The following is a 22,266-nucleotide window of genomic DNA, read 5'->3' on the forward strand; positions in this document are numbered from 1 at the left end:
CGATCATCGATCTACCTTCGCGGCCGACCAGCGCCAATGCACGGTAACTGCACACACATACTTATGTAGACACGATCGCTGCGGCGAGAAGTGCTGCTTCGTGAACGTGCCCAGTTGGCCCGACCAACTCGCCCGCTACCGCGCCCATCCCGGCGAGGCGTACCGGCATCTGGTCGACGAGTACTGCGCGCTGGCATTGGACCATCGCAGCGGACTGTTCGGCTCAATATCGCCCAGGACGGATACCCGGCCGCCAACCACCCCAGATCTGCTAATGTCCAAACCTGTTGGAAGCAGCATCGACGGATGCGCTCATGCACGCGACCGATCCAGCCGTGGGTCTGCGGGGCGACGAAATCCCCCCTCGCGCACCGCTCGAACACTCGTTCAGGGCAAATTTGCCGGAAGAGCGTGTCTCGGACACTCCTCGCACACAGATTCCCGGCGAACTTGCCGGGCGTGCGTGCCTCGGTGTTCGAGCCCTACTCGAACACCGAGGCGACCTACGAATACAACTTCCGAACTACTCGAATCTCCGGCGGATGCCGGGATCGACTTCCGGCCACGACATCCCCCGAATGCCTCCGGTAGTCGATAGCCCCGCCCCTCAACCGACCGCAGGGGCCGCTGCAGCAGCTGATTCGCGGCCCGCTGACAACCGCCCCGCTTCGAGCGGGCTGCCTCGGTTGATAATGCGATCTTCGGCTCCGTCGCGGCGCCCGGCTCGGTCGACCGCAACAAACGAAATCCATTGGCGACAACTCACACTCACATCCCGACCAAGGCACAGTTCGCGGCCCACGGAAGACGTACGGCGGTCACACCGGCCGAACACCGTGCGTGCCCACCCGAGCCCGAACCGCGACCACACGGGTACATACGTCCTCCGTCGGCGAGCCCACACGGGGACGGCAGCGCGCGCACTCACAGCAACAGGATCGAGGCTGCGACCTCTGGGTTATGAGCCAACGAGGGATAGTCCCGGTGGAATCTTTGCATGTCATAACGCCCCGTCTGTGCAGGTAAGCGGGGGACGCAAACGCCCTTTCTGTTCGCGTGGTCCCACCCGTATCAGCGGGTTGCATCCTGTCGTGATGCCAAATTTGATGCCTACTCCCCACATCGACCAGCAATTTAGATCACCGGTAGACGAATATTTCGGCGCGACCACCACGATCGACGATAACTCTTGCGGGACAGAGTATTCCGGTGCACCACCAACCATCTTCAGCACACGTTGTCGGCACCGGAAATGCCGCAGCACTCCCAATGGGCGTGGCTGTTGGTTTCGACGTTGCGCGGCCAATCCAGCCGCGCGGTACCGCGCTCCGTGTTCGTGCCGGATAGTCCACCACCGTCAGCTCCCCGACGCCCGCGCCCAAACTCGGTACCGCACCGGCCGGGCTCGACTCATCTACCTGCGCTTGTGTGTTCGAGTAAGCTCCCCCAACGTCCACAAACCAGTAGTAACCCGAACCGACCTGGAACCAGGTGGAGCCGGCGGACATAGTTTGTTGCAGGCCGCGAGCGTTGATTCGGCCGCCAGATCGGCACATCCACCGCCTCGCCGTGGTTGCCTGCGACTTTACGACGAGACGATCGCCTCAACTGCTTCGAGAATCGCAGCGGCTACCGTCTCGGGGCGGGACACGCTGATTGCGTGGGATGCGCCGGCGATCTCATGGATTGCTTTGGCGGCGGCGCGGTGTGCCATGAAGCGGTGGAGCGCGACGGGTATGTTGAGGTCCGCGTCGCCGTAGACGAACCATGAGGGTGTCGACTGCCAAGCCGAAGTGCCGGCCGTCAGTCCCGTGGTGAGCGCGATCTCGGTGACTGGACGCTGGACCGCGCTCATTACGGCGGCCTGGGTGGCCGGGACGTCGGCGGCGAACTGGTGGTGGAAGGCCTCCGGGCGGATGGCGAATTCGTTGCCGCCCTGGTTGATCGGGTAGGCGGTAAGCGTTTCGCCCAGGGTGCTGCCGGGAAACCGGTCCGACAGCTCGAACGCGGACTCGCCGGGCGCGGGCGCGAAGGCGCAGACGTAGACGAGCGCGGCCACATCGGTGCTCCCGGCAGCCGCCTCGGTGATCACCATCCCGCCATACGAATGGCCGACAAGCACCACGGGGGTAGTGATCGTGGCGAGGACATTCCGCAGATAGGCGGCGTCATCCGGCAGGCTTCGCAGCGGGTTCGCGATCGCGACGACCTTCAGATCGTGGTCGCGCAGTCGCTCGATGACGCTGGACCAGCTCGACGATTCCGCGAAGGCTCCGTGGACTAGGACGACGGTCGGTTGTTCGGACATTGCGTTCCTCCGGTCGAAGATCAGTGAAATACGTTGCGGAGCACAAGGATTGCTTGGGCGGTCGCCGCGCGCGAGGCGGCGGTGTCACGTACGGGGTCGAGCATCATGAAGTCGTGCAGGGTGCCGTTGTAGCGGACACTGGTCGTGCGCACGCCGGCCGCTGTGAGCTTGCGGGCGTATGCCTCTCCCTCGTCACGAAGCACGTCGTTCTCGGCGACGACGACGAACGCCTCGGGCAGGCCGGCGAGATCGTCGAGTCCCGCGCGTAGCGGTGAGGCGGTGATCGCGTCGCGGCCATCCCGGTCGGGCAGGTAGGCATCCCAGAACCAGGCCATCGCCCGGGCCGTGAGATTCGGCCCGTCGGCGAACCGGCGGTAGCTCTCGGTGTCCTGCCCCGCGTCGGTGACCGGGTAGTACAGCGACTGGTGCACAAAGGTCACATCGCCGCGCTGTTTGGCCAGAATCGTCAGCGCCGCGGCCATATTGCCGCCGACGGAATCCCCGGCCACCGCCAGCCGGGAGGGGTCGAGGCCCGCGCCGGCGCCGTGTGCGGTGATCCATTGCGCGGTGGCGTACGCCTGCTCGAGCGCGACCGGGTACCGCGCCTCGGGTGAGCGATCGTACTCGACGAACACCACTGCGGCGTCGACGCCGACGGCCAGCTCGCGGACCAGCCGGTCATGTGTGCCGGCATCGCCGAGGACCCAGCCGCCGCCGTGGATGTACAGCACTACCGGCAACGCGTCCGCGGCGCCGACGGGGCGGACGACACGGACCGGGACCTCGCCGACCGCCGCGGGCACGGTGATCCACCGCTCGTCGACCGATGGCTTGCCCCCCCGGCGTGGCTTGGACGTCGTCGAGCACCTTCCGGGCGCCCTCGGCGCCGAGTTCGTACAGAAAAGGTGGATGGGAGGTGGCATCGGCGAACTGCTGAGCTGCCGGCTCCAGGATGGGTTCGTTCATGGGATCGCCTTTCCGCGAGCTTCTGTGAGCAAGGACCCGGGTCCGGTGGAATTCGTGACGCCGGGCAGTGGTCGCGATCGACGTTCTCCCGCCGGCCCAGTGGTTCCGTCACGTCCGGCCGGTGCCGAGATGTCTTCGGCGAGTATGCGTTCCAACGGCATCACCGCGCCGTCCCGGGCCGCGGCGAGGAATGCCGTCAGCAAGCGGTCGTGTGCCGTTCGCGAGACGGTCGCGGGACGCGGCTCAGTCAGATGCGCGCGGGCCCGGCGCGCCAACTGCCGGGCGTTGGCCTCGCTGATCCCGAGTTGCCCGGCGATATCGCGGAACGGATAGTCGAATGCCTCGCGCAGTACGAAGACCGCGCGTTCGGTCGGCGACAAGCGTTGCAGCAGTAGCGCAACCGCGTCCGACAGGACGGCGGATCGCTCGCTCACCGAGCACGGGTCCTCCGCCACGGGCACCTGTCCCGGCAACCAGTTATCGACCGGGATCTCCCGGCGGGCACGGGCCGATCCGACGGAATTGAGGGAGACGCGGGTGGTGACGGTCACCAGGAAGGCGAGTCCGTCTCGAACCTGCGCGCGGTCGGTGCGTTGCCAGCGCAGCCAGACATCCTGCACGACATCCTCGGCGTCGGCCGCGCGACCGAGCATCCGGTAGGCGATCCCGAACAGACGTGGGCGGGCGCACTGGAAGTGCGCTAGACCGGTCGCCTCCGGTAACGGTCCTGGCGGTGACTCCGACTCGGGCGGGGCGGTTGCGGTGCTCATCGGGCTCATGGCGACGGTCCTTTCGGAAGCCTCGATCGCCATCGACCGGCGACCGAACGAGCGGCCCGGACGAGCCGCATCCCAACGGTCGCCCGCCGGGCATGCCGATCGCGCCCTTGGAAGACCCGGGCGAATGCCCGGGCCGGGACCGCCCAGGGACACGTGCCCGGGGCTTGCCGATCCCCGGGAGACACGAGTCGCGTACGGCCCGTGCCCGTTGTGGCGAGCGCTACGCCCGGTTGTCCTTCCGATGGGTTTTCCGCGAGTGACATCATGTGCAGGCCCCGTACGGACCGGGGCTCGGCTCTCGGATGCGGTGGTGGTGATGTCGGGCAGCGAGCAGCCGCGCACACTGCGCGGCAGGCGAAACGAGTGCGAGCCGCTGGATCGGTTACTCACCGAGGCACGCTCGGGCGCGAGCGGTGTGCTGGTGTTGCGCGGCGAGGCCGGCATCGGGAAGACGGCACTGATCGAACACGCAGTACGGAACGCGGCAGGGTATCGAATCGTCCGGGCCGCCGGCGTCGAGTCGCAGATGGAGCTCGCCTTCGCGGGCCTGCATCAGCTGTGCGTGCCGATGCTGAACAGGCTCGATCGCCTTCCCGGCCCGCAGCGCGGGGCGCTGTCGGTGGCCTTCGGCCTCAGCGCCGGCAGTGTGCCGGACCGGTTCCTGGTCGGCTTGGCCGTACTCAGTTTGCTGGCCGACGCGGCCGAGGACCAGCCGCTGCTCTGTGTCGTCGACGACGCCCAGTGGTTCGACCGCGTCTCCGCGCAGACCCTGGCTTTCGTCGCGCGCCGGCTGCTGGCCGAGCGGGTCGCGCTGGTGTTCGCGGTGCGGACGCCGACGGCCGAGGGCGGCGAGGATTCTCTCGCGGGGCTGCCGGAACTGCCGATCCGGGGGCTGCGTGACAGCGATGCCCGGGCTCTGCTCGAATCGGCGATCCGTGGACGTCTCGATGAGCGCGTCATCGATCGCATCGTGTCCGAGGCTCGTGGCAACCCGCTGGCGCTACTCGAATTGCCGCGTGGGCTGACCGGCGCCGAACTCGCCGGTGGGTACGGTCGGCCGGACGCGCGGCCGGTGGTGACGCGGATCGAACAGAGTTTCCTGCGGCGTATCGAGGCGCTCCCCGATCCCGCGCGCCGGTTGTTGCTCGCGGCAGCGGCGGAGCCGGTCGGCGATGTGGCGCTGCTGCGGCGGGTGGCCGAGCGGCTCGGCAGCGGGGCGGATGCCGCGGCGGCCGCGGAGAACGCCGGACTGATCGAATTCGGGGCGCAGGTCCGCTTCCGCCATCCGTTGGTCCGGTCGGCGGCCTATCGCGCCGCGGACCCCGGCGAGCGTCGAGCGGTGCATCGCGTGCTGGCGGAGGAGACGGATCCGGTCGCCGATCCGGATCGGCGAGCCTGGCATCGAGCGAGTGCCACGGTCGAACCCGACGAGGAGGTAGCAGCGGAGCTCGAGCGATCCGCGGCACGCGCGCAGGCGCGCGGTGGCGTCGCCGCGGCGGCCGCGTTCCTGCGCCGCGCGACCGCCCTGACACCCGATCCCGGCAGACGCGGCACACGCGCGCTGGCCGCGGCACGGGCGGCGTTCGAGGCCGGTGCGCCCGAGGCCGCTCTCGAACTGCTCACGGCGGCGGAACTGGGACCGCTCGACGATTCCGCACGCGGACGGCTCGCGCGACTCCGGGGGCAGATCGTCTTCGCGCGCAGACGCGGCGGCGCGGCGCTCCCCCTGCTGCTCGACGCGGCCGGTCGGCTGCGGATCCACTCTCCGGAGCAGGCACGCGAGACGTACCTGGAGGCGATCGGCTCCGCGATATTCGCCGGTCGGCTGCACGGGGCCGACACCGTCGGCACGGTGGCCGAAACGGCGCGTGGCGCACTGCCGGAGCCGCCGAGGGCGGTCGACGCGTTGCTCGGCGGACTCACGGCCCGCTTCGCCGATGGCTACGTCCAAGGCGCGGCACCGATGTTCGCCGCGCTGCGGGCATTCCGTGGTGCGGACGCGGACGCCGATGACGTCATGCGCTGGTTGTGGCTGTCCTGGCCCGTCGCCGCCGACCTGTGGGACGACGAAGCGTGCCACTGGCTGACCACTCGAGCGGTCCGTACCGCACGGGAGACCGGCGCGCTGAACTTTCTCCCGCTGGCCCTGACCTACCGTGCCGCCGTGCACTTGTATGCCGGCGAATTCGACGTGGCCGCAGCGCTCGTCGAGGAGGCCGACGTACTCACCGAGGCCTCCGGCAACTCGCCGCTGGGCTACACCGCGCTGTTGCTCATCGCCTGGCGGGGCACCGACCCGCAGGCGTTGCGCACGATCGAAGCCGGCCTGCGGCGGGCGTCCGGTTGGGGTGAAGGCCGGGTGATCGGCACGGGCAATCAGTTGCTCGCGGTGCTGCACAACGGTCAGGGGCAGTATCAGGCCGCACTCGCCAACGCCGAGAAGGCCTGTGAATACGATGATCTCGCATCGGTGGGGCATGCGCTCGCCGAGTTGGTGGAGGCCGGTGTACGGACCGATGCCGACGCGGCCGCCCGCGCCGCGCTGCACCGGCTCGAACGCCGTGCGCGGGCCAGCGGAACCGAGTGGGCGCTCGGCATACTGGCCCGGTCGCAGGCGCTGCTCAGCACCGGCGACGCGGCCGAGGCTTCGTATCGTGAAGCGATCGAACGCCTTTCACGCAGCCGGGTCGCCGTGCACCTGGCCCGTGCCCACCTGGTGTACGGCGAGTGGCTGCGCCGCGAGAACCGGCGTGCCGATGCCCGCGAGCACTTGCGGACCGCCCACGAGATGCTGCACCGTTTCGGCGCCGCGGCGTTCGCCGAGCGAGCCCGCCGGGAATTGGCGGCCACCGGCGAGTCCGTGCGCCGGGGCGATATCGCGGCCGCCGACCGCCTCACCGCTCAAGAGATTCAGATCGCCACACTGGCCGGTGACGGCCTCACCAACTCGGAAATCGGCGCCGAGCTGTTCATCAGTCCGCGCACCGTGGAGTGGCACCTGCGCAAGGTGTTCACCAAGCTGGATCTCACCTCACGCAAGGAGCTTCGCACGGCGCTGGGACGATGAATCACATTGTGCGCTACCAGTTCTGCCCGCCCGCCCGGACCACCATCTCGTTGACGGCCACGTGCCGTTCGCGCGTGACGATGTAGGCGATGACGTCGGCGACGTCGTCGGGCCGTAACGCCGACATCGGGTCGACCAGCTGCCGGGCCGCCTCCGGCCCGGCGCGGTCGACGACACCGGGCGCCACCACGCTGGCCCGCACGCCCTCGGAAACCAGTTCCCGCCGTAGCGATTCGGTGAATCCGTCGAGACCGGAGGTGGTCAGGTTGTAGACACTGCCGGGCGGCCGCGCGACCCGTCCCGCCGCCGAGCCCACGTTGACCAGATCCGCCACCCGTCGCGGCGAGGTCGCCGCCGCGTCGATCAGATAGGGAATGGCGGCGTGCGTGATGTGCACCAGTGCGGACACATTCAGCGAGATCATTCGATCCCACTCCTCGATCGGTGTGTGCAGCGCGGAGTCGAGCACCATGACGCTCGCACCGTTGACCACGACGTCCAATCGGCCGAACAGCTCGTGGGTGTCCTCCACCGCTCGATAGGCCGATGCCGGTTCGGTGATGTCGGCCGCCACCACGACAGCGCGCCCGCCACCGGCACTGAGGTCTTCGGCGAGTCGGTCCAGCCGGTCACCGCGCCGGGCGACCAGCGCCACGGCGGCGCCCTCCGCGGCCAGTCGGCGCGCGGTCGCGGCGCCGATGCCGCTGCTGGCGCCGGTGACCAGTGCGACGGCTCCGGCCAACGGACGTTCTGACATGACTGCCCCACTTCCCTGTTCGAGACGATCGGCGTGCGGTGCCGACCCGCTCAGCGTCGCGGGTCCGGACCCCCGGTCGCCCCCGGGAGACACCCTGGTCTCGCGGACCAGGGATCGCACGCGCGGTCGTCAGCCGGGTGGCAGGGCGTCCCGGAGCTCTCGCCGCGAGGTGATCGACAGCTTCGTGAAGATCTTGCGCAGATGCCATTCGACCGTTCGTGGGCTCAGGTACATCCGGGCTCCCACCTCCGGATTCGACAGGCCCGCACCGACCAGCTGCGCGATCTGGCGCTCCTGCGGCGTCAGCTCGTCCGGAGCGGATTCGACCGTCCGCTTGCGGGCCTTCTCGCCCGCGGCGAGCAGTTCGCGGCGGGCGCGTTCGGCGAACGCCGCCATGCCGATCGACACGAACATGTCGTAGGCCGTGCGCAACTGCCGGCGAGCGTCGACGCGGCGGGACTGCCTGCGCAACCATTCGCCGTAGAGCAGATGAGCGCGTGCCAGCTCGGGCCGCATCAGGGTCTTGCCGAGTCTGTCGATCGATTCGCGATACAGATCCTCTGCCGCCTCGCCGGCCAGCAACGCGCGGCAGCGAGCGAGGATCCCGTGCGACCAGTCGGTGTCGCCGGCCGCCGCGGCGGCCACCAAGCGGTCGAGCGCCTCACGCGCAGCCGCGTCGTCGTGGACTCGCACCGCGGCCTCGATGAGCTCGGGCAGCACCCACACCGAGACCACCAGTTGGGCGATGCGGGTGCTGGCCTGTGCGGCCGACAGGGCCTCCTCGTAGCGGGCCAGGCCGTTGTAGAGCACCGCGGCCGCCCAGTGCGCGGTGGTGACGCCGGTCAACTGCCCGTCGGCGCCGGTCTGTTCGATCGTGGCGGCGATGAGCGGCGCGGCCTCGTTCTCGTGGCCCTGCATCGCGGTCAGGATCAGAGTCGTGTACGGCGCGAGCGGGATGCCGGTGGCGGCGGCGAGCCCCTCGGACTCCGCGACGATCCCGGCCGCCGTCGTGAAGTCTCCGATCAGCGAGGTCGCCGCTCCCAGAGAGGCGAGGTAGATGGGGAGCTCGGTGAGGATGCCGGCGGCCCGGACCACCTCAGCCGCCCGCGAGTAGGTCTCGATCATGACTTGTTCGCTCCACACCGCGGGGCTGAGGCCGCAAGCGGCCCAGCCCCAGCGCAGCACGTCCGGCACCGGCAGCTCGACGAGTGCGGCCATGGCCCGGCGCAGCGTGGTGATGGCGGTGCCCAGCCCTTCCGTGACGAGCAGGGCGCACGCTTCGAGCACCAGGTCGATGGGACGTGGATCCCCCGGTGGGGCAGGCAGTTTTCGGATCGCTTCGGAGATCGACATCAGGCTGTCGGCATCGGCGGCGCCCCACGCCGCCGCACCCCAGGCGAGCAGGTAGGTCTCCCGCGCGAGCGCCATGTCGAAGGGTTCGAGCCTGCGGGCAGCCGTGAGCAGCATCGGCGGCGCCTCGTTGTTGAATCCGGCCGCGTGAGCGATCCGGCCACGCACCAGATACGCTCGGGCACTGAGTGATTCGCTGCGCGCATCGAGTTCGGCGATATCGAGGAAGCGCCGTGCGGCATCCAGATCACCCGCCCGGACGCTGGTGTCCGCGGCCGCCACCGCACGTTCCGCGCGCCGCTCGGAATCGACGGTCAGCAGCACCGATCGCTGCAGGAACGCCGCGGCCGCGGCCATCCCGCCGCGAGCCTGGGCACGGCCGGCGGACCGTTCGAGTTCGGCCGCCACGGCCTCGTCCGGTCCGGCGGCGGCCGATGCCAGATGCCACGCCCGCCGGTCCGGGTCGACGCGAGGGTCGGTGACCTCCGCCAGAGCCAGATGCACAGCCCGGCGTTCTACGTCACCAGCGGCGCGGTACACCGCGGAGCGCACCAGCGGGTGCCGGAAGGTCACGCGGATGTCGAACGACACCAGCCTCTCGGTGTCGTCGTCGAGCGCTGTCTCCGGTGCGACCCCGAGCCGGTCGGCGGCGCCCCACACGAGGGCGGGATCCCCGACGGGTTCGGCGGCGGCGATCAGCAGAAGCAGCCGGCTCTGGTGCGGCAGCGCCGCGATCCGGGTCAGGAAGCTCTGCTCGATGCGGGTGGGCAGCGACTCGGGGTGTAGAAGGCCGTATCCGCCCGCCAACTGCGTCACGGTGCGCTCGCGCGGCAACTCGAGCAGGGCGAGCGGGTTGCCGGCGGCTTCCGCGACCACTCGGTCGCGAATGTGGGAATCCAGCTGACCAAGAGTCGCGGAATCGAGCAGCGCAAGGGCGTCGGCCCTGGCCAGCCCTGAGACCTCGAGGTCGGGCAGGCCCGACAACTGCGGGGTGCGGTCGCGGGCGGCGAAGACCAGTGCCACCGACTCCGCGAGCAGCCGCCGGGCCACGAAGCCGAGAACCTGTGCTGAAGCCTGATCCATCCACTGCGCGTCATCGACCACACACAGCACCGGGCCGCTCTCCGAGGCGTCCGAAAACAGGCTCAGAACCGCCAGCCCGACCAGGAAGGGCTGCGGTGGTGTGCCCGAGCGCATTCCGAACACTGTTTCGAGCGAATCACGCTGCGGTGCAGGGAGTTCCGCCAACCGGTCCAGCAGCGGCACACACAGCTGGTGCAGGGCGGCGAAAGGCAGTTCCATTTCGGATTCGACGCCGACCGCGCGTAGTTGTCGCAGCCCGGCCGCCGCTTCAGCGAGATGCTCGAGCAGCGCGGACTTGCCGACTCCGGCCGTGCCGTGCACGACGAGCACCCGGCTTTCACCGGTGCGCACGGCGGTGATCAACCCATCGAGGACCGCGCATTCCGACTGCCGGCCCACCAGTCCCACACTCCGCCGCACTGCCACCTCTCCTGCTTTCACCGAGGGCGATCCGCGCTGGTGCATCCAGCGGTCACCCAGATCCCATCCTGTCCGGATTTTTCCCGAGACGAAAGGGCGCCGGACCGTGTCCGGTGACACCTCGTCACGATTCGCCACCCTGTCCGGTCCTAGTTGGCGACAGACTCCGCCGACTTCCCGAGACGAGGTTCCCGCATGGACACCGGCCTCCCCGCCATCGATTCACTCGACGATCTACGTCGCCATCTGCAATGGGCGATCGAACTCGAACACGCGACCATCCCGCCTTACCTGTGCGCGCTGTACTCCCTGGACCCGGGTCGCAATGCCGAGGCGGCACAGGTGATCAGCAGCGTGTTCGTCGAGGAGATGTTGCACCTCGCACTGGCGGCGAACCTGCTCAACGCCGTCGGTGGGGAGCCGAAACTGGATGCGCCCCAGCTGCTCCCGGCCTACCCCCACCCCTTGCCGCATGGCGATCCCGCCGTGCACATCAACCTGGCACCGTTCGGGCCCGAGGCGCTGGAACTGTTCCTGAACGTCGAGCGCCCCGCCGCGGCCGACGCACCGCCGGAAACCCAGGACTACCACACGATCGGGCAGTTCTACGCCGCCCTCGAGTCCGGGTTGCGCACCCTGACCGACACCCTCGGTGAGGACGCGGTTTTCTGCGGCGATCCGAACCGGCAGCTTCAGGAGATGCACTTCAGCAGCGGGAGCGGACAGGTCGTTCCGGTGTACGACCTGAAGTCCGCGCTGGCCGCGCTGGCCGAGATCATCGAACAGGGCGAGGGCGCGGCCCGGACCGAGGTGTGGGACGGCGACAAGGACGTCTTCCATCCCGAGCGCGATCAGGTCGCCCATTACTACCGGTTCGTCGAACTACGGGAGGGGCGGCGGTTCCAGCCCGGTGACACTCCGCAGTCCGGGCCTACCGGGGATCCGATCGCGGTGGACCCGGGCGGCGTGCTGCCGATGCGTCCCAACCCGCGCACCACCGACTACCCCGAGGGCAGCGCGGTACGGCTGGCGCAGGAGGAGTTCAACAACACCTACTGCCTGCTGCTGTATCTGCTGGAGGACACCTTCAACGGCAATCCCGCGCAGATGCGGGACGCGATCGGGGCGATGTACGCCCTGAAGTCGCAGGCCCAGGCGCTGATGAAGATGCCAAGCGGCGACGGCCGCACCACCGCGGGCCCGACCTTCGAATACGTGCCGCTCGACCAGCGGGCCTGAGCGGCGGGCGGAGCCTTCGGGCGTATCCGGCCGAGTCGCGAGATAAGAGCGGGAACACCGGGTTTCAGACGGCTCCCCGGAGTACGCGTCAAGCAGAGCGTGGCTGGTCCCACCCGCCGCCGGATGCGCCCGCCGTCACGAATGCGCCGCCTGTCCTGTCCTCGATACAGAGACGTTTTCCACCGACTCCGAAACAGCACTGCAACGGAAGGAAAGATCATGAAGATCGTCGTAATCGGCGGCACCGGGCTCATCGGCTCGAAGGTGGTCGCCCGGCTGGGCGAGCACGGCCACGACGCGGTCGCGGCCGCGCCCAACACGGGTGTGAACACGATCACCGGCGAAGGCGTGAAGGAGGTGCTGCAAGGGGCGAACGTACTCGTCGACGTCTCGAATTCACCGTCGTTCGCCGACGACGACGTCATGGCCTTCTTCCGGACCGCGACCACCAACCTCCTCGAGGCGGCAGGCAGTGCCGGTGTCGGCCACTACGTCGCGCTGTCGGTGGTGGGTGCGGACCGCTTGCCGGAATCCGGGTACCTGCGAGCGAAGGTCGCGCAGGAGAAGCTGATCAAGGAATCGGGCCTGCCCCACTCGCTGGTGCATGCGACCCAGTTCTTCGAATTCGCCGGTGGGATCGCCGATTCCGCCACCAGCGGCGCGGAGGTGCGGCTGCCGAACGGCGGTGTGCAGCCGGTGGCGGCCGAGGAGGTCTCGGCCGCGGTCGGGCGGACCGCGGCCGGTGACCCGCTCAACGGCGTCGTGGAGGTTGCCGGACCCGAGGTGTTCGGCCTCGACGAGTGGGTTCGCACCGTGCTGACCGCCCGGTCCGATTCGCGCGAGGTCGTCGGCGATCCGCAGGCACGGTACTTCGGAACGCGTCTGACCCGGGACAGCCTGCTGCCCGGCCCGGATGCGCGCATCGGGACGATACGGCTCGCGGAGTGGCTGGCCCGGCAGTAACTACTCGCACGCGGGCGGCCGCGATCCGGTCGCCCGCGTGTACTCGCCCGAACGCGGACAGGAGACAACCCGATGGTCGACTCTTCGACCGAACGACAACTCGCCACTTCGGTGCTGGTGATCGGTACCGGCGGCGCCGGACTGCGCGCGGCCATCGAACTGGCGGAGCGCGGTGTGGACGTGCTCATGGTCGGCAAGCGACCGAAGGCGGACGCGCACACCACGCTCGCCGCAGGCGGGATCAACGCCGCGCTGTCGACCATGGACACCGAGGACAGCTGGCAGCAGCACGCGGCCGACACCCTCACCGAGAGCTATCTGCTGGCCCGTCCCGACACGGTGCGCACCGTCACCGAGAACGCCACGCGCGGCATCGAGGACCTCGAGCGGTGGGGAATGCCGTTCGCACGCGAGGCCGACGGACGAATCTCCCAGCGGTTCTTCGGCGCCCACACCTACCGGCGCACCTCGTTCGCCGGTGACTACACCGGGCTCGAGATCCAGCGCACCCTGGTGAACCGGGCGGCCCAGCTCGGCATCCGGATCATCGACACCTGCTATGTGACACGAATCCTGGTGCACGACAACGTCGTTTTCGGCGCTTACGGCTTCGACCTGGAATCGGGCGTCCGCTACAGCTTCCGGGCCGACGCGGTGATTCTCGCCGCGGGCGGCCACACCCGGATCTGGCGGCGCACCTCCTCACGGCGGGACGAGAACACCGGCGACTCCTTCCGGCTCGCGGTGCTCGCCGGTGGCCGGATTCGCGATCCGGAGCTCGTGCAGTTCCATCCCTCGGGGCTGATCGAGCCGGAGAACGCGGCCGGCACACTGGTATCGGAGGCCGCGCGCGGGGAGGGCGGCATCCTGCGCAACGGCGAGGGCGAGCGCTTCATGAAACGCTACGATCCCGCACGCATGGAACTGTCCACCCGCGACCGCGTCGCCCTGGCCGCCTACACCGAGATCAAAGAAGGCCGCGGTACCGCGAAAGGTGGTGTCTGGCTGGATGTTTCACATCTCCCCCGGGAGACCATCATGCGGCGGCTGCCCCGCGTCTACCAGACGATGCTCGAACTGCAGATGCTCGATATCACCCGCGATCCGATCGAAATAGCGCCCACCGCACACTATTCGATGGGTGGTGTGTGGGTGCGCTCCGCGGACCACAGCACCGGCGTCGAGGGTTTGTACGCCATCGGCGAGGCCTCCAGCGGACTGCACGGCGCCAATCGCCTCGGCGGCAACTCGCTGATCGAACTGCTCGTCTACGGCCGGATCGTCGGCGAGGCGGCGGCGCGGTATTCGGCGGAGCTGTCGGTGCAGCGGCGTTCCCACGGCGCGCTCGCCGAGGCCCGCGCCGAAATCGACGCCCTGCTCACCGCCGACGGCCGCGAGAACGTACGGGCCCTGCAGCGCGCCCTGCGCGACACGATGACCGAATACGCCGGGGTCGTCCGGGACGACGCCGGCCTGCGCACGGGCCTGTCCGAGGTCGACGAGATCGAGGATCGCATCGCGGATATCGGCGTGCACCCCGACGCGGCCGGCTTCCAGGATCTCGCCCACGCCTTCGACCTGAAGTCGTCGGCCCTCGCCGCACGCGCCACCCTCGAGGCCGCCCGGGAACGACGCGAGACACGCGGCTGCCACAACCGCTCGGACTACCCCGCGCTCGATCCGCAGTTGCGGGTGAATCTGGTGTGGTCGGGTCCGGGCCGGCTCGAGCGTGAGGAGATCCCCGGAATTCCCGACGAGATCGCCCGGCTGATGCGCGACGTCTCGACGGATGGGAAGCTGGTCGAATGACGGCCCCGCACTGTCTCGGCGCGTGATCAGCGCATGACCGGCACTGCGCCCGACGCCGATCTCGACCGCGCGCTGGGCGACTTCTCCGGCCTCAGGCCACGGCTGTTCGGCATCGCCTACCGCATGCTCGGCACCGTGGCCGACGCCGAGGACATCGTCCAGGACGCGTGGGTGAAATGGCAGTCGTATCCTGACCGTGCCGCGGTTCAGGATACGACTGCCTTTCTGGTCACGATGACCACCCGGCTGGCGATCAACGCGACGCGCACCGCGCGGGTGCGCCGCGAAACGTATCTCGGTCCGTGGCTTCCCGAACCGGTCGACACCGGCGCCGATCCCTCCCTCGGCGCCGAGCGGGCCGCGGCGCTCGAGACCGCGGTGCTCGTCGTGCTGGAGAAGATGACCCCCACCGAGCGGGCCGCGTTCGTCCTGCGCGAGGCCTTCGACTACCCGTACGGCAAAATCGCCGAAGTGCTCGAGGTCAAGGAGGCCACCGCCCGCAAACTGGTGAGCCGCGCGCGCCACGGCATCGCCTCCGAGCGGCACACACCGGTCGACGACGAGCAGCAGCGCCGGCTGCTCGAGGCGTTCCTCGACGCGGCGCGCGCCGGGGACCTCGACGATCTCGAGGCGCTGTTCGCCACCGAGGTGGCCAGTTACAGCGACGGCGGCGGCAAGCCGGTCCGGGCCTCGCGTGTTCCGGTCGTCGGACGCGACCGGGTGGCCAAATATGTCGCGGCGTTCGCGTCACACTTCTGGACCGGGGTCACCCTGGACCGGGTCGAGGCCAACGGTCGTGCCTCGGTGCTCATCAGCCGGGACGGGGAGGCCGTCGCCTGGCTCACCGTCGGTGCCGCCGACAGCGAGCACATCGACCGTGTCTACTGGATCCTCAATCCCGACAAACTGAGCCGCCTCGCGCAATCCGTCGGCCTGACCGGAGGCCCGGCCGCGCAGTGACGCGGTCAGGGCCGCCACACACACGACGGTGACGGCGGGAACCGTCAGATCCGGAATCGCGGCGGTGGCCAGGGGGACGAGCAGGATCGAAAGCGCCGCGGTGACAAGGATTTCCGGCCGCGGCCGGGACGCCGGCCCCGCGTGTGTCACCCAGAGCAGCAGCAGGAATACGGCTGCCGGAATCGCGACGGCGTACCCGGTAGCCGGCGAACCGGCATGGCCGTCGGCACGCACCGCCACCTCCAGGCCCGCCCCGAGCGCCGCGAGCGCCGCGAAGGACCCGTAATGCCCGTAGCCCCACAGGAACGACCGCGTCCGACGTGCGGCCAGCGCCGCGCCGCTGGGCTGTGATTCGTAGAGCCACCACAGCGCGAACAACAGCACCAGCCCGGACAGCGCGATGAGCACGGGCATCGGCCGCAGGCCGTCGGCGAGCGCGTCGGCGATGCCGGTGGACACCGCCAGCACGCTCTCGCCCAGCAGAATGATCGTGAACAGCGTGTAGCGCTCCGCGATGTGATGCGGATGCCAGGTCGTTCCGCCGGCCCGCTCGGCCCAGACGGGAACCGCGAGTTCCGCGACGACCAGGGCGCCGAAAGCCCACTGCGCCGCCGCACCGCGCAGTACATCCGCTCCGGCCGCCAGCTGTCTTGCCAGCCACAGCAGTTCAAGCACGGCGACCCACCATGCGTACCGCAGCGCGGTCGCCCTGCCCGCGGCGTCCTCGCGTGCGGCCCGTAGCCATTGCGCCGCCGAAGCACTGCGCATCACCAGATAACCGACGGTGATGACCAGATAATCGCGGCGGCAGAACGCGGACGGAATTCCTGCCGCCAGCAACAACACTCCCGCCATCTGCGTCAGGGTGAGTAACCGATATCGGACGTCGTCGGTGTCGTACGCCGAGGCAAACCAGGTGAAGTTCATCCACGCCCACCACACGGCGAAGAACACCTGGAGAAACGGCGCCAGCGCCGACACAGCGTGCCCGGCGCCGACGGCGTGCCCGAACTGCGCCACCAATCCCGCCACCGCGACGACGAAGGTCAGGTCGAACAGCAGCTCCAGCTGGGTCGCCGCGCGATGCGGCTCGTCGATCGATCGGCCGCGCATCAGCACCCGCCGTTGTGGCGTGCCGAACGCGGGCTTGGTCGGTTTCTTGGTCATCAGTCGCGACTCCAGGGATCTGTCCAGGTTTCCACGTAGGACAGGACAGCGATGTCATTCGTGACGAGCAGGGCAGGCGTCTCGCTGTCACAGATCCGGAGCTTCCGTTGTCCTCGCTGTGTAACCCCTGAACGACAGCGCCGGAGGTATCCCGATGACCGATGAGCCCGCAGCAGCACCCATCCGCAGCACCTGGAAGAAGGCCCTCACCGTTGTCCAGGAAGTGACGCCACCGTTCATTCCCGCTGCAGCACACGCGATGACGGTCGTCATCGAATACCCGCCGGGCGACCCGGGCGCGCCGCCGCACCGGCACCCTGGCGGTCCCGCGTTCGGCTATGTGATCGAAGGCGAGATGCTCTTCGAGCTGGAAGGCGAACCGCCCCGCGTGATCCGAGCGGGCGAGGCCTTCTGGGAGCCCGGCGGCGACATCATCCACTATTCGGACGGCAACCACCGCGACGACACCCGCCTGCGTTTCGTCGTCACGATGATCTGCGATCCGAGCCTGCCGATGCTCGTTCTCGTCGATGACGACGAGTTGCTCGCCCGCGCGGGCCGTCGAATCCCCGCCGAGCCGAAAGCCTGAGCCGGAGAGAGTATTTCAGTGTCGAAGATCCTGCTGCAAACGACCATCCCCGACAGCGCCGACGACTGGGACATCGCCAGGTTCTCGCTGCTGGCAGCCGAACTACGGGCTGCCGGCCACGACGTCACCGCTCGCAACCGACTCGGCCGCGGCGCGAACGACCCGGTCCTGGTCCGGCTCGACACCTCGGCGTTCGACCAGCTGTGGCTGCTGGCCGTCGATGTCGGCGACGGTCTCACCGCCGACGAGGCGCGGGCCATCGTGCGTTTCCGCGAGCGCGGCGGCGGGGTCCTCACCGCGCGCGATCACCAGGACCTGGGCAGCTGCCTGCTGGGACTCGGATCCTTGGGCGAAGTGAACCACTTCCACCTGATGAACCCGGATCCCACCCGCAAGCGCGACGATCAGGACACACCAGCAATCTCGTGGCCCAACTATCACTCCGGTGCCAACGGCGACTACCAGCCGGTGTTCGCGACCGAACCGCTCCACCCGCTGCTGCGCACCGGCAAGACCGCCAGCGGCCGGATCGAATGGTTCCCGGCACACCCGCACGAAGGTGCCGTGTCGGCATGCGTGCCGGGCTCGAACGTCCTCGCCCGCGGCCGCAGCACGGTGTCGGGCCGGACGTTCGCCCTCGCCGTCGTGCTGGCGGACGAGATCGCGACGGACGGCAGGACGATGGGCCGCGCACTCGCCGAATCCACCTTTCACCACTTCGCCGACTACAACTGGGATCTCGACCGCGGCAAGCCATCCTTCGTCGGCGAGCGGCCGGGCACGGAGATCAAGACCGACCCCACCCGGCTCGCCGTCTACAAGGACTACGTACGCAACATCGCGGACTGGCTGCACCCAGCAGGCGACCACGGCTCCCATCGCGCGCACGCCGACTACGTGCCCAGTCCGATCGACCGTGTCCGAACCCAGGTCGACCGATACGAGACGACCGGAGGCCGTGAAGGCGGCACCCTCGACGGCCGGCCCGTGATCATCTTGACCACCAAGGGAGCCAGAACGGGCCACCTACGCAAGAACCCGGTCATGCGAATCAAGAACGGCGACACATACATTGCCGTGGCATCCAACGGCGGGGCCACCACCAACCCGTCGTGGTACTACAACCTCCTCGCGCACCCGGAAGTGTGGGTGCGGGACGGCACATCGACCAACCGGTTCCGAGCCCGCGAAGTGCACGGCGCGGAAAAGAGCCGATGGTGGAAGGTCGCCGATGCCGCGTGGCCGCACTTCGCGCAATTCCGCGCCGAAGCGGGCACTCGTGAAATCCCCGTCATCGTTCTGGATCCGAGTAGCAATGACGGGAGAGCCTTTCGCGAGTGACCCGCGTCCGCGTGGGTGAGCGCACTCAACCACGCGAAGGACGACCAGGGACAACAGTCTGTGACACGCGCACTTCGGTAGCACGAATGCCATATTTGCGTGCGTTCGTGCGCCCCTCATTGCCCCGCGGTGTGCGGGGGTGGTGCGCGTGATCGCACCGGTGATCCCTCCGCAGACGCCGTTGCAGCAGCTGATCCACGGCCCGCATTCGCTTGCCCCGCTGCCGGTTCCCGCGCCGGATGCCGACCTGGTCGTCGGGATGTCCACGGTCGGGTGAGGCGGGCGGGTCGTGGATCGCAAGGTCTTTGCCGCGCTGGGCTGGATCCTGATGCGCGACGGGACCATTCATATCCCCTTACGGCAACGGCGCCGCGTGCAGCCGGCCATCGGTGATCGCGTCCCTTCTGCTCGGCAGACGCACCGGCGGGTGCTTGGCGATCGGCGCGCCCGCCACGATGGAGACGTTGTTCGCCCTGCCTGGCTCTGCTGGAGCGCTGACGCCGATGACCAACAACACACCTATGCGCGGGCACCCAGATCATTCCCCGGTGTCGGGCACGAAATGCTGTGGGCCATATCGGAAACGGTGATTCCACGCTTCCTCGGATTTGTGGAACAGCACGATCAGGTGCGGGTCCGATCAGGTCGTGCAGTAGATGACCGCCGGATAGGTGGCGAGGAACGCCCACACGAAGGTGTTGAGGCGCATGAGGATCGCGGTGCCGATGTGCAGGAGGGCGCCGGTGATCACGAGCAGGTAGGTGACCGGGGCCATTCCGAGCAGGACCAGCGGAAAACCGCACTCCAGCAGGATCACCGACCAGCACATCGCCGCCGCGGCGGTTCGATGGCGTGCAAGGATCTCGGCGGCCCGCCGATGCCCGTAGGCGTGGGTCGCCAAGATCTCGGGTAACGCCGCTCCGCTGCGCCACAGGGGGCTGACCAGCTTCGCCACGCCCGCGGTGAAATACGCGAGGCACACCTGGGCCGTGATGAACCAGAGAACGATCACCTCGGCGCGCTGCTGGCCGACGGCGAAGGCCAGTGCCAGGGCTACGAAGAGGATGATCGTCATCTGGTCGGCGCCGTCGCCCCCGAAGCGGGAGCGCATGCTCAGCAGAATGTAGGTCGCGGCGATCACGCCGGCCGCCACGGCGTTCAGAGCGGACGACGGGTGCACGACCAGCAACACCGCGCACGCCAGACAGGCGGCGATGAGACCGAGCACGCGCGGGTATGCCAGCAGCCGGCCGACGCTGCTCTGGAAGGACTTCCTGGTCAGCAAAGGAACACTGGTGGCGGAGACCGGCCATCCGGCGAGGGCGCTGTCTGCGAGCAGCCGCGGCGCCGCCAGCCGCTCCAACGATCCGATCATGACAGCGACCGAGCCGATGGCGGCCGACAGGTACAGCGCGTCCGAGGTGGCGAGCATCGGCTACGCGTCGCTGAGCACGGGTTCCGAGGTATGCATGGTCGACAGGAAGATCACGTGGTGATCCGCATCGGCGTGGAGTCCCTTCGATCGCATGATGAGAAATTGGGTGCCGTCGGCGCGGTGATCGCGGGGCAGAGCGCAGACGAAGTTGAGTGTCGCGATGTACGGCAGCGAGAGCTGGATCGCGGCGGGATCACCGTCCAGCGCCAGGCCCGCTTTCGCGAGTTCGACCGAGATGTCGATCAGCGCCTTGTTCTGTCGCCGGCGCGGATTCCATACCGGCCCCAACCATTTCGGTGAAGTGCCCGCGGGCACCTCGGACCAGCGGGTGACGCGGCCGTCCGGCAGTCGATCACGGTAGAGCAGATGCAGGTCGTCGGTCGCGGGCGTGGGCGCGAAGAAGTGCCAGCGGGGTACGAGTCCGCAGACGTCATGCATGCGCACCCAGCGCTCCAGCCTGGTAGACCCCCATGTCCTGGCATCGCGGGGGATCTGGCAGAGCACCGTGATCACGAACCACGCCACAAGGACGATCGTGAGCGCGGCGCAGATAAGGTCGTCGAGGACCATGTCAGTGCAGGTGCCCGAGGGCTTCTCGACGGATGTCGAGCAGTTCCCGGGCGGTCGCGGACGGGCCCAAGCGTTGGATCTGCTCGTCCGAGAGGTGCTGCTGTTCCTCCTCGTCGGCCATGACGGCGGCCGTGCAGATGACGGCGACGGTGACGGCCATGGCGGCCCACGCGACGAAAGTGCCGTTGTGGCAACAGCTCGCGTCGATCGTCATGTTCCCTTCCAGCTGGTCCTCCGGCACCTGTGCCAGGGCGGCGCGTTCGGCCGGGGTCAGCGGCGGCGCGTATTTGAGGGCCACGGCTTCCAATCCGCCCTCGGCGTCGTCGCGCCGGTGCTCCACGAGGGTCAGCGTGGTCGGATTCAGCTGTCCGCCGTTGTACGGGTTGTCGAGGATGACCATGCCGAGGTCGTCGGGCGGGAAGACGTTCGTCGCGAGGGTGCGGCCACCGTAGCGGATGCTCGCGAAGACCGGCGAGCGTTGCAGCAACCGCCACGCCTGATAGGCCGAGATTCTCGTACGTCCCTCGAAGCGGGGTCTGATCACGTTCTCGACCAGGCCGACATCCGCGCCCTCGCTGTCGGCGGCCGCCGCGCGCAGCTGTCGCAGGAGCGGATCGCCCTGGGCGGCGACGAAGACGCGAACCGAACCTTCGGGACAGAGCAGCACGCGATCGGGCTGGGAGGGTATGTAGTCGAGAATCTCGATCTCGCGATACCGGAGCGCTCGCATCGCGAGCTCGTCGGCGGCAAGTTGCAGCATCGTGTCCTGATCCATAACTCTACCTCCAGTACTGGTGGTGAATCCCTTGGACCTGGGAAGACAGCCTACCTGACGAACATACATTCAAGTTCGACCGCGCGACCTTCTCCAGCGACGCCAGGTTCGACGGCGCGACCTTCTCCGGCGCCTGCACAATTGAGAAGGCGGACTTCGGCGTGCATCCCGTTTCGTTCAAATCCCAAACGATGGGGGCCTCCGGAGCCGATGTTCGACTGGTCTGCGGATCTCGCTCTGAAACCTACCCATGTCGAGCCTCAGGATTGGCCGCCCATCGTGGCGATGTCGTTGTCCAATTCGCTGTGGAGTAGGTGTGTTGTCAATCGATCCTTGGGCTCGAGTGATCACTGCATCACCATGTGGATGATCATGTCGGCGTGGAGGTTTGCGTGCGGGAATACGGGATGACTGCTGCTCGTCAGAATGAGTTGTGGGGCCGGTGGCGTGCCGGTGAGCCGATCAGTGTTATCGCCCGGAATCTCGAGATGCCGCCGCGAGGTTTCCACTGTTGCGGCGCTGGTCGAAGAAAAGCTTGCCGCCTAGTCTCGGCGAGATCTACCGGAGTGAAACGGGGCGGGACATGCCGGCCGGGGGTTCGCTGTCGGTCATAGCTGTCTCATCGAAGGCGCCCGAGCGCGACCGAACTCCCCGACGCATCGCATCGGCACTGCTCCGATCCCGCCCG

Annotated in this window: 16 protein-coding genes and 2 pseudogenes; 9 read left to right on the forward strand and 9 right to left on the reverse strand. The window is 68.5% G+C overall.

Translation table 11 applies throughout. The annotated features are described in order from the left end of the window. Window positions 1–1,585 precede the first annotated feature (1,585 nt). The 3 genes from NMI01S_RS07160 to NMI01S_RS07170 all read right to left on the reverse strand — a co-directional run bounded on the left by NMI01S_RS07160 (window position 1,586) and on the right by NMI01S_RS07170 (window position 4,044). Window positions 1,586–2,308 carry an alpha/beta fold hydrolase gene (locus NMI01S_RS07160; RefSeq protein ID WP_062995207.1) on the reverse strand — a complete coding sequence of 241 codons (723 nt, stop codon included), beginning with the start codon at window positions 2,306–2,308 and terminating at the stop codon, window positions 1,586–1,588. A 20-nt stretch (window positions 2,309–2,328) separates the two neighbouring features. Next, complete coding sequence (locus NMI01S_RS07165) at window positions 2,329–3,111, reverse strand: alpha/beta hydrolase (protein WP_369689901.1); 783 nt, start codon at window positions 3,109–3,111, stop codon at window positions 2,329–2,331. A gap of 159 nt (window positions 3,112–3,270) precedes the next feature. After that, the gene (locus tag NMI01S_RS07170) at window positions 3,271–4,044 is read right to left on the reverse strand and encodes a sigma-70 family RNA polymerase sigma factor (protein ID WP_167669878.1); all 774 of its coding nucleotides are present in this window, start codon (window positions 4,042–4,044) and stop codon (window positions 3,271–3,273) included. Window positions 4,045–4,369: 325 nt separating this feature from the next. Here NMI01S_RS07170 and NMI01S_RS07175 point away from each other — a divergent pair, with 325 nt between their 5' ends. Beyond that, window positions 4,370–7,120 carry a helix-turn-helix transcriptional regulator gene (locus tag NMI01S_RS07175; protein WP_084512788.1) on the forward strand — a complete coding sequence of 917 codons (2,751 nt, stop codon included), beginning with the start codon at window positions 4,370–4,372 and terminating at the stop codon, window positions 7,118–7,120. A gap of 13 nt (window positions 7,121–7,133) precedes the next feature. On the opposite strand, the gene NMI01S_RS07180 is transcribed toward NMI01S_RS07175, so the two are convergent. Continuing rightward, window positions 7,134–7,877: an SDR family oxidoreductase gene (locus NMI01S_RS07180; protein ID WP_062995209.1), complete on the reverse strand. Its 744-nt coding sequence runs from the start codon at window positions 7,875–7,877 to the stop codon at window positions 7,134–7,136. A 129-nt stretch (window positions 7,878–8,006) separates the two neighbouring features. Continuing rightward, window positions 8,007–10,736 carry a helix-turn-helix transcriptional regulator gene (locus tag NMI01S_RS07185; protein WP_245716752.1) on the reverse strand — a complete coding sequence of 910 codons (2,730 nt, stop codon included), beginning with the start codon at window positions 10,734–10,736 and terminating at the stop codon, window positions 8,007–8,009. 189 nt (window positions 10,737–10,925) lie between these two features. Between NMI01S_RS07185 and NMI01S_RS07190 the strand changes: the two genes are divergently transcribed. The 4 genes from NMI01S_RS07190 to sigJ all read left to right on the forward strand — a co-directional run bounded on the left by NMI01S_RS07190 (window position 10,926) and on the right by sigJ (window position 15,701). Continuing rightward, on the forward strand, window positions 10,926–11,969 hold the full coding sequence (locus NMI01S_RS07190) for a ferritin-like domain-containing protein (RefSeq protein WP_062995211.1): 1,044 nt from the start codon (window positions 10,926–10,928) through the stop codon (window positions 11,967–11,969). A 219-nt stretch (window positions 11,970–12,188) separates the two neighbouring features. Then, window positions 12,189–12,932, forward strand: a complete 744-nt coding sequence (locus NMI01S_RS07195) for an SDR family oxidoreductase (protein ID WP_062995212.1) — start codon at window positions 12,189–12,191, stop codon at window positions 12,930–12,932. A gap of 72 nt (window positions 12,933–13,004) precedes the next feature. Then, window positions 13,005–14,741 carry an L-aspartate oxidase gene (locus NMI01S_RS07200; protein ID WP_062995213.1) on the forward strand — a complete coding sequence of 579 codons (1,737 nt, stop codon included), beginning with the start codon at window positions 13,005–13,007 and terminating at the stop codon, window positions 14,739–14,741. Window positions 14,742–14,774: 33 nt separating this feature from the next. Further along, window positions 14,775–15,701 carry an RNA polymerase sigma factor SigJ gene (gene sigJ / locus NMI01S_RS07205; RefSeq protein WP_062995214.1) on the forward strand — a complete coding sequence of 309 codons (927 nt, stop codon included), beginning with the start codon at window positions 14,775–14,777 and terminating at the stop codon, window positions 15,699–15,701. Between the two features lie 15 nt (window positions 15,702–15,716). On the opposite strand, the pseudogene NMI01S_RS35800 reads toward sigJ, so the two are convergent. Further along, window positions 15,717–16,868 (reverse strand): annotated as a pseudogene (locus tag NMI01S_RS35800) (low temperature requirement protein A); the annotation flags it as partial. A 154-nt stretch (window positions 16,869–17,022) separates the two neighbouring features. Between NMI01S_RS35800 and NMI01S_RS07210 the strand changes: the two are divergent. From NMI01S_RS07210 to NMI01S_RS36240, 4 genes and pseudogenes are all read left to right on the forward strand, one after another. Next, window positions 17,023–17,457, forward strand: a complete 435-nt coding sequence (locus NMI01S_RS07210; RefSeq protein ID WP_062995215.1) for a cupin domain-containing protein — start codon at window positions 17,023–17,025, stop codon at window positions 17,455–17,457. Window positions 17,458–17,475: 18 nt separating this feature from the next. Then, a pseudogene (locus NMI01S_RS35805) lies at window positions 17,476–18,318 on the forward strand (hypothetical protein); the annotation flags it as partial. A 36-nt stretch (window positions 18,319–18,354) separates the two neighbouring features. Continuing rightward, window positions 18,355–18,798, forward strand: a complete 444-nt coding sequence (locus tag NMI01S_RS34720) for a nitroreductase family deazaflavin-dependent oxidoreductase (protein ID WP_369689903.1) — start codon at window positions 18,355–18,357, stop codon at window positions 18,796–18,798. A gap of 148 nt (window positions 18,799–18,946) precedes the next feature. After that, the gene (locus tag NMI01S_RS36240; RefSeq protein WP_281186653.1) at window positions 18,947–19,075 is read left to right on the forward strand and encodes a hypothetical protein; all 129 of its coding nucleotides are present in this window, start codon (window positions 18,947–18,949) and stop codon (window positions 19,073–19,075) included. Window positions 19,076–19,438: 363 nt separating this feature from the next. Here the strand turns inward: NMI01S_RS36240 and NMI01S_RS07220 are convergent, their stop codons facing one another. The 3 genes from NMI01S_RS07220 to NMI01S_RS07230 form a co-directional block, all read right to left on the reverse strand. Continuing rightward, on the reverse strand, window positions 19,439–20,230 hold the full coding sequence (locus NMI01S_RS07220) for an HTTM domain-containing protein (protein ID WP_062995216.1): 792 nt from the start codon (window positions 20,228–20,230) through the stop codon (window positions 19,439–19,441). A 3-nt stretch (window positions 20,231–20,233) separates the two neighbouring features. Continuing rightward, window positions 20,234–20,677: a hypothetical protein gene (locus tag NMI01S_RS07225; protein ID WP_157126073.1), complete on the reverse strand. Its 444-nt coding sequence runs from the start codon at window positions 20,675–20,677 to the stop codon at window positions 20,234–20,236. A gap of 127 nt (window positions 20,678–20,804) precedes the next feature. Continuing rightward, window positions 20,805–21,578 (reverse strand): hypothetical protein, encoded by a 774-nt coding sequence (locus NMI01S_RS07230; protein WP_062995218.1) that lies wholly within the window; start codon window positions 21,576–21,578, stop codon window positions 20,805–20,807. Window positions 21,579–22,266: the final 688 nt, after the last annotated feature.

It is taken from the genome of Nocardia mikamii NBRC 108933 (assembly GCF_001613505.1).
GTDB classification, from domain to species: domain Bacteria; phylum Actinomycetota; class Actinomycetes; order Mycobacteriales; family Mycobacteriaceae; genus Nocardia; species Nocardia mikamii.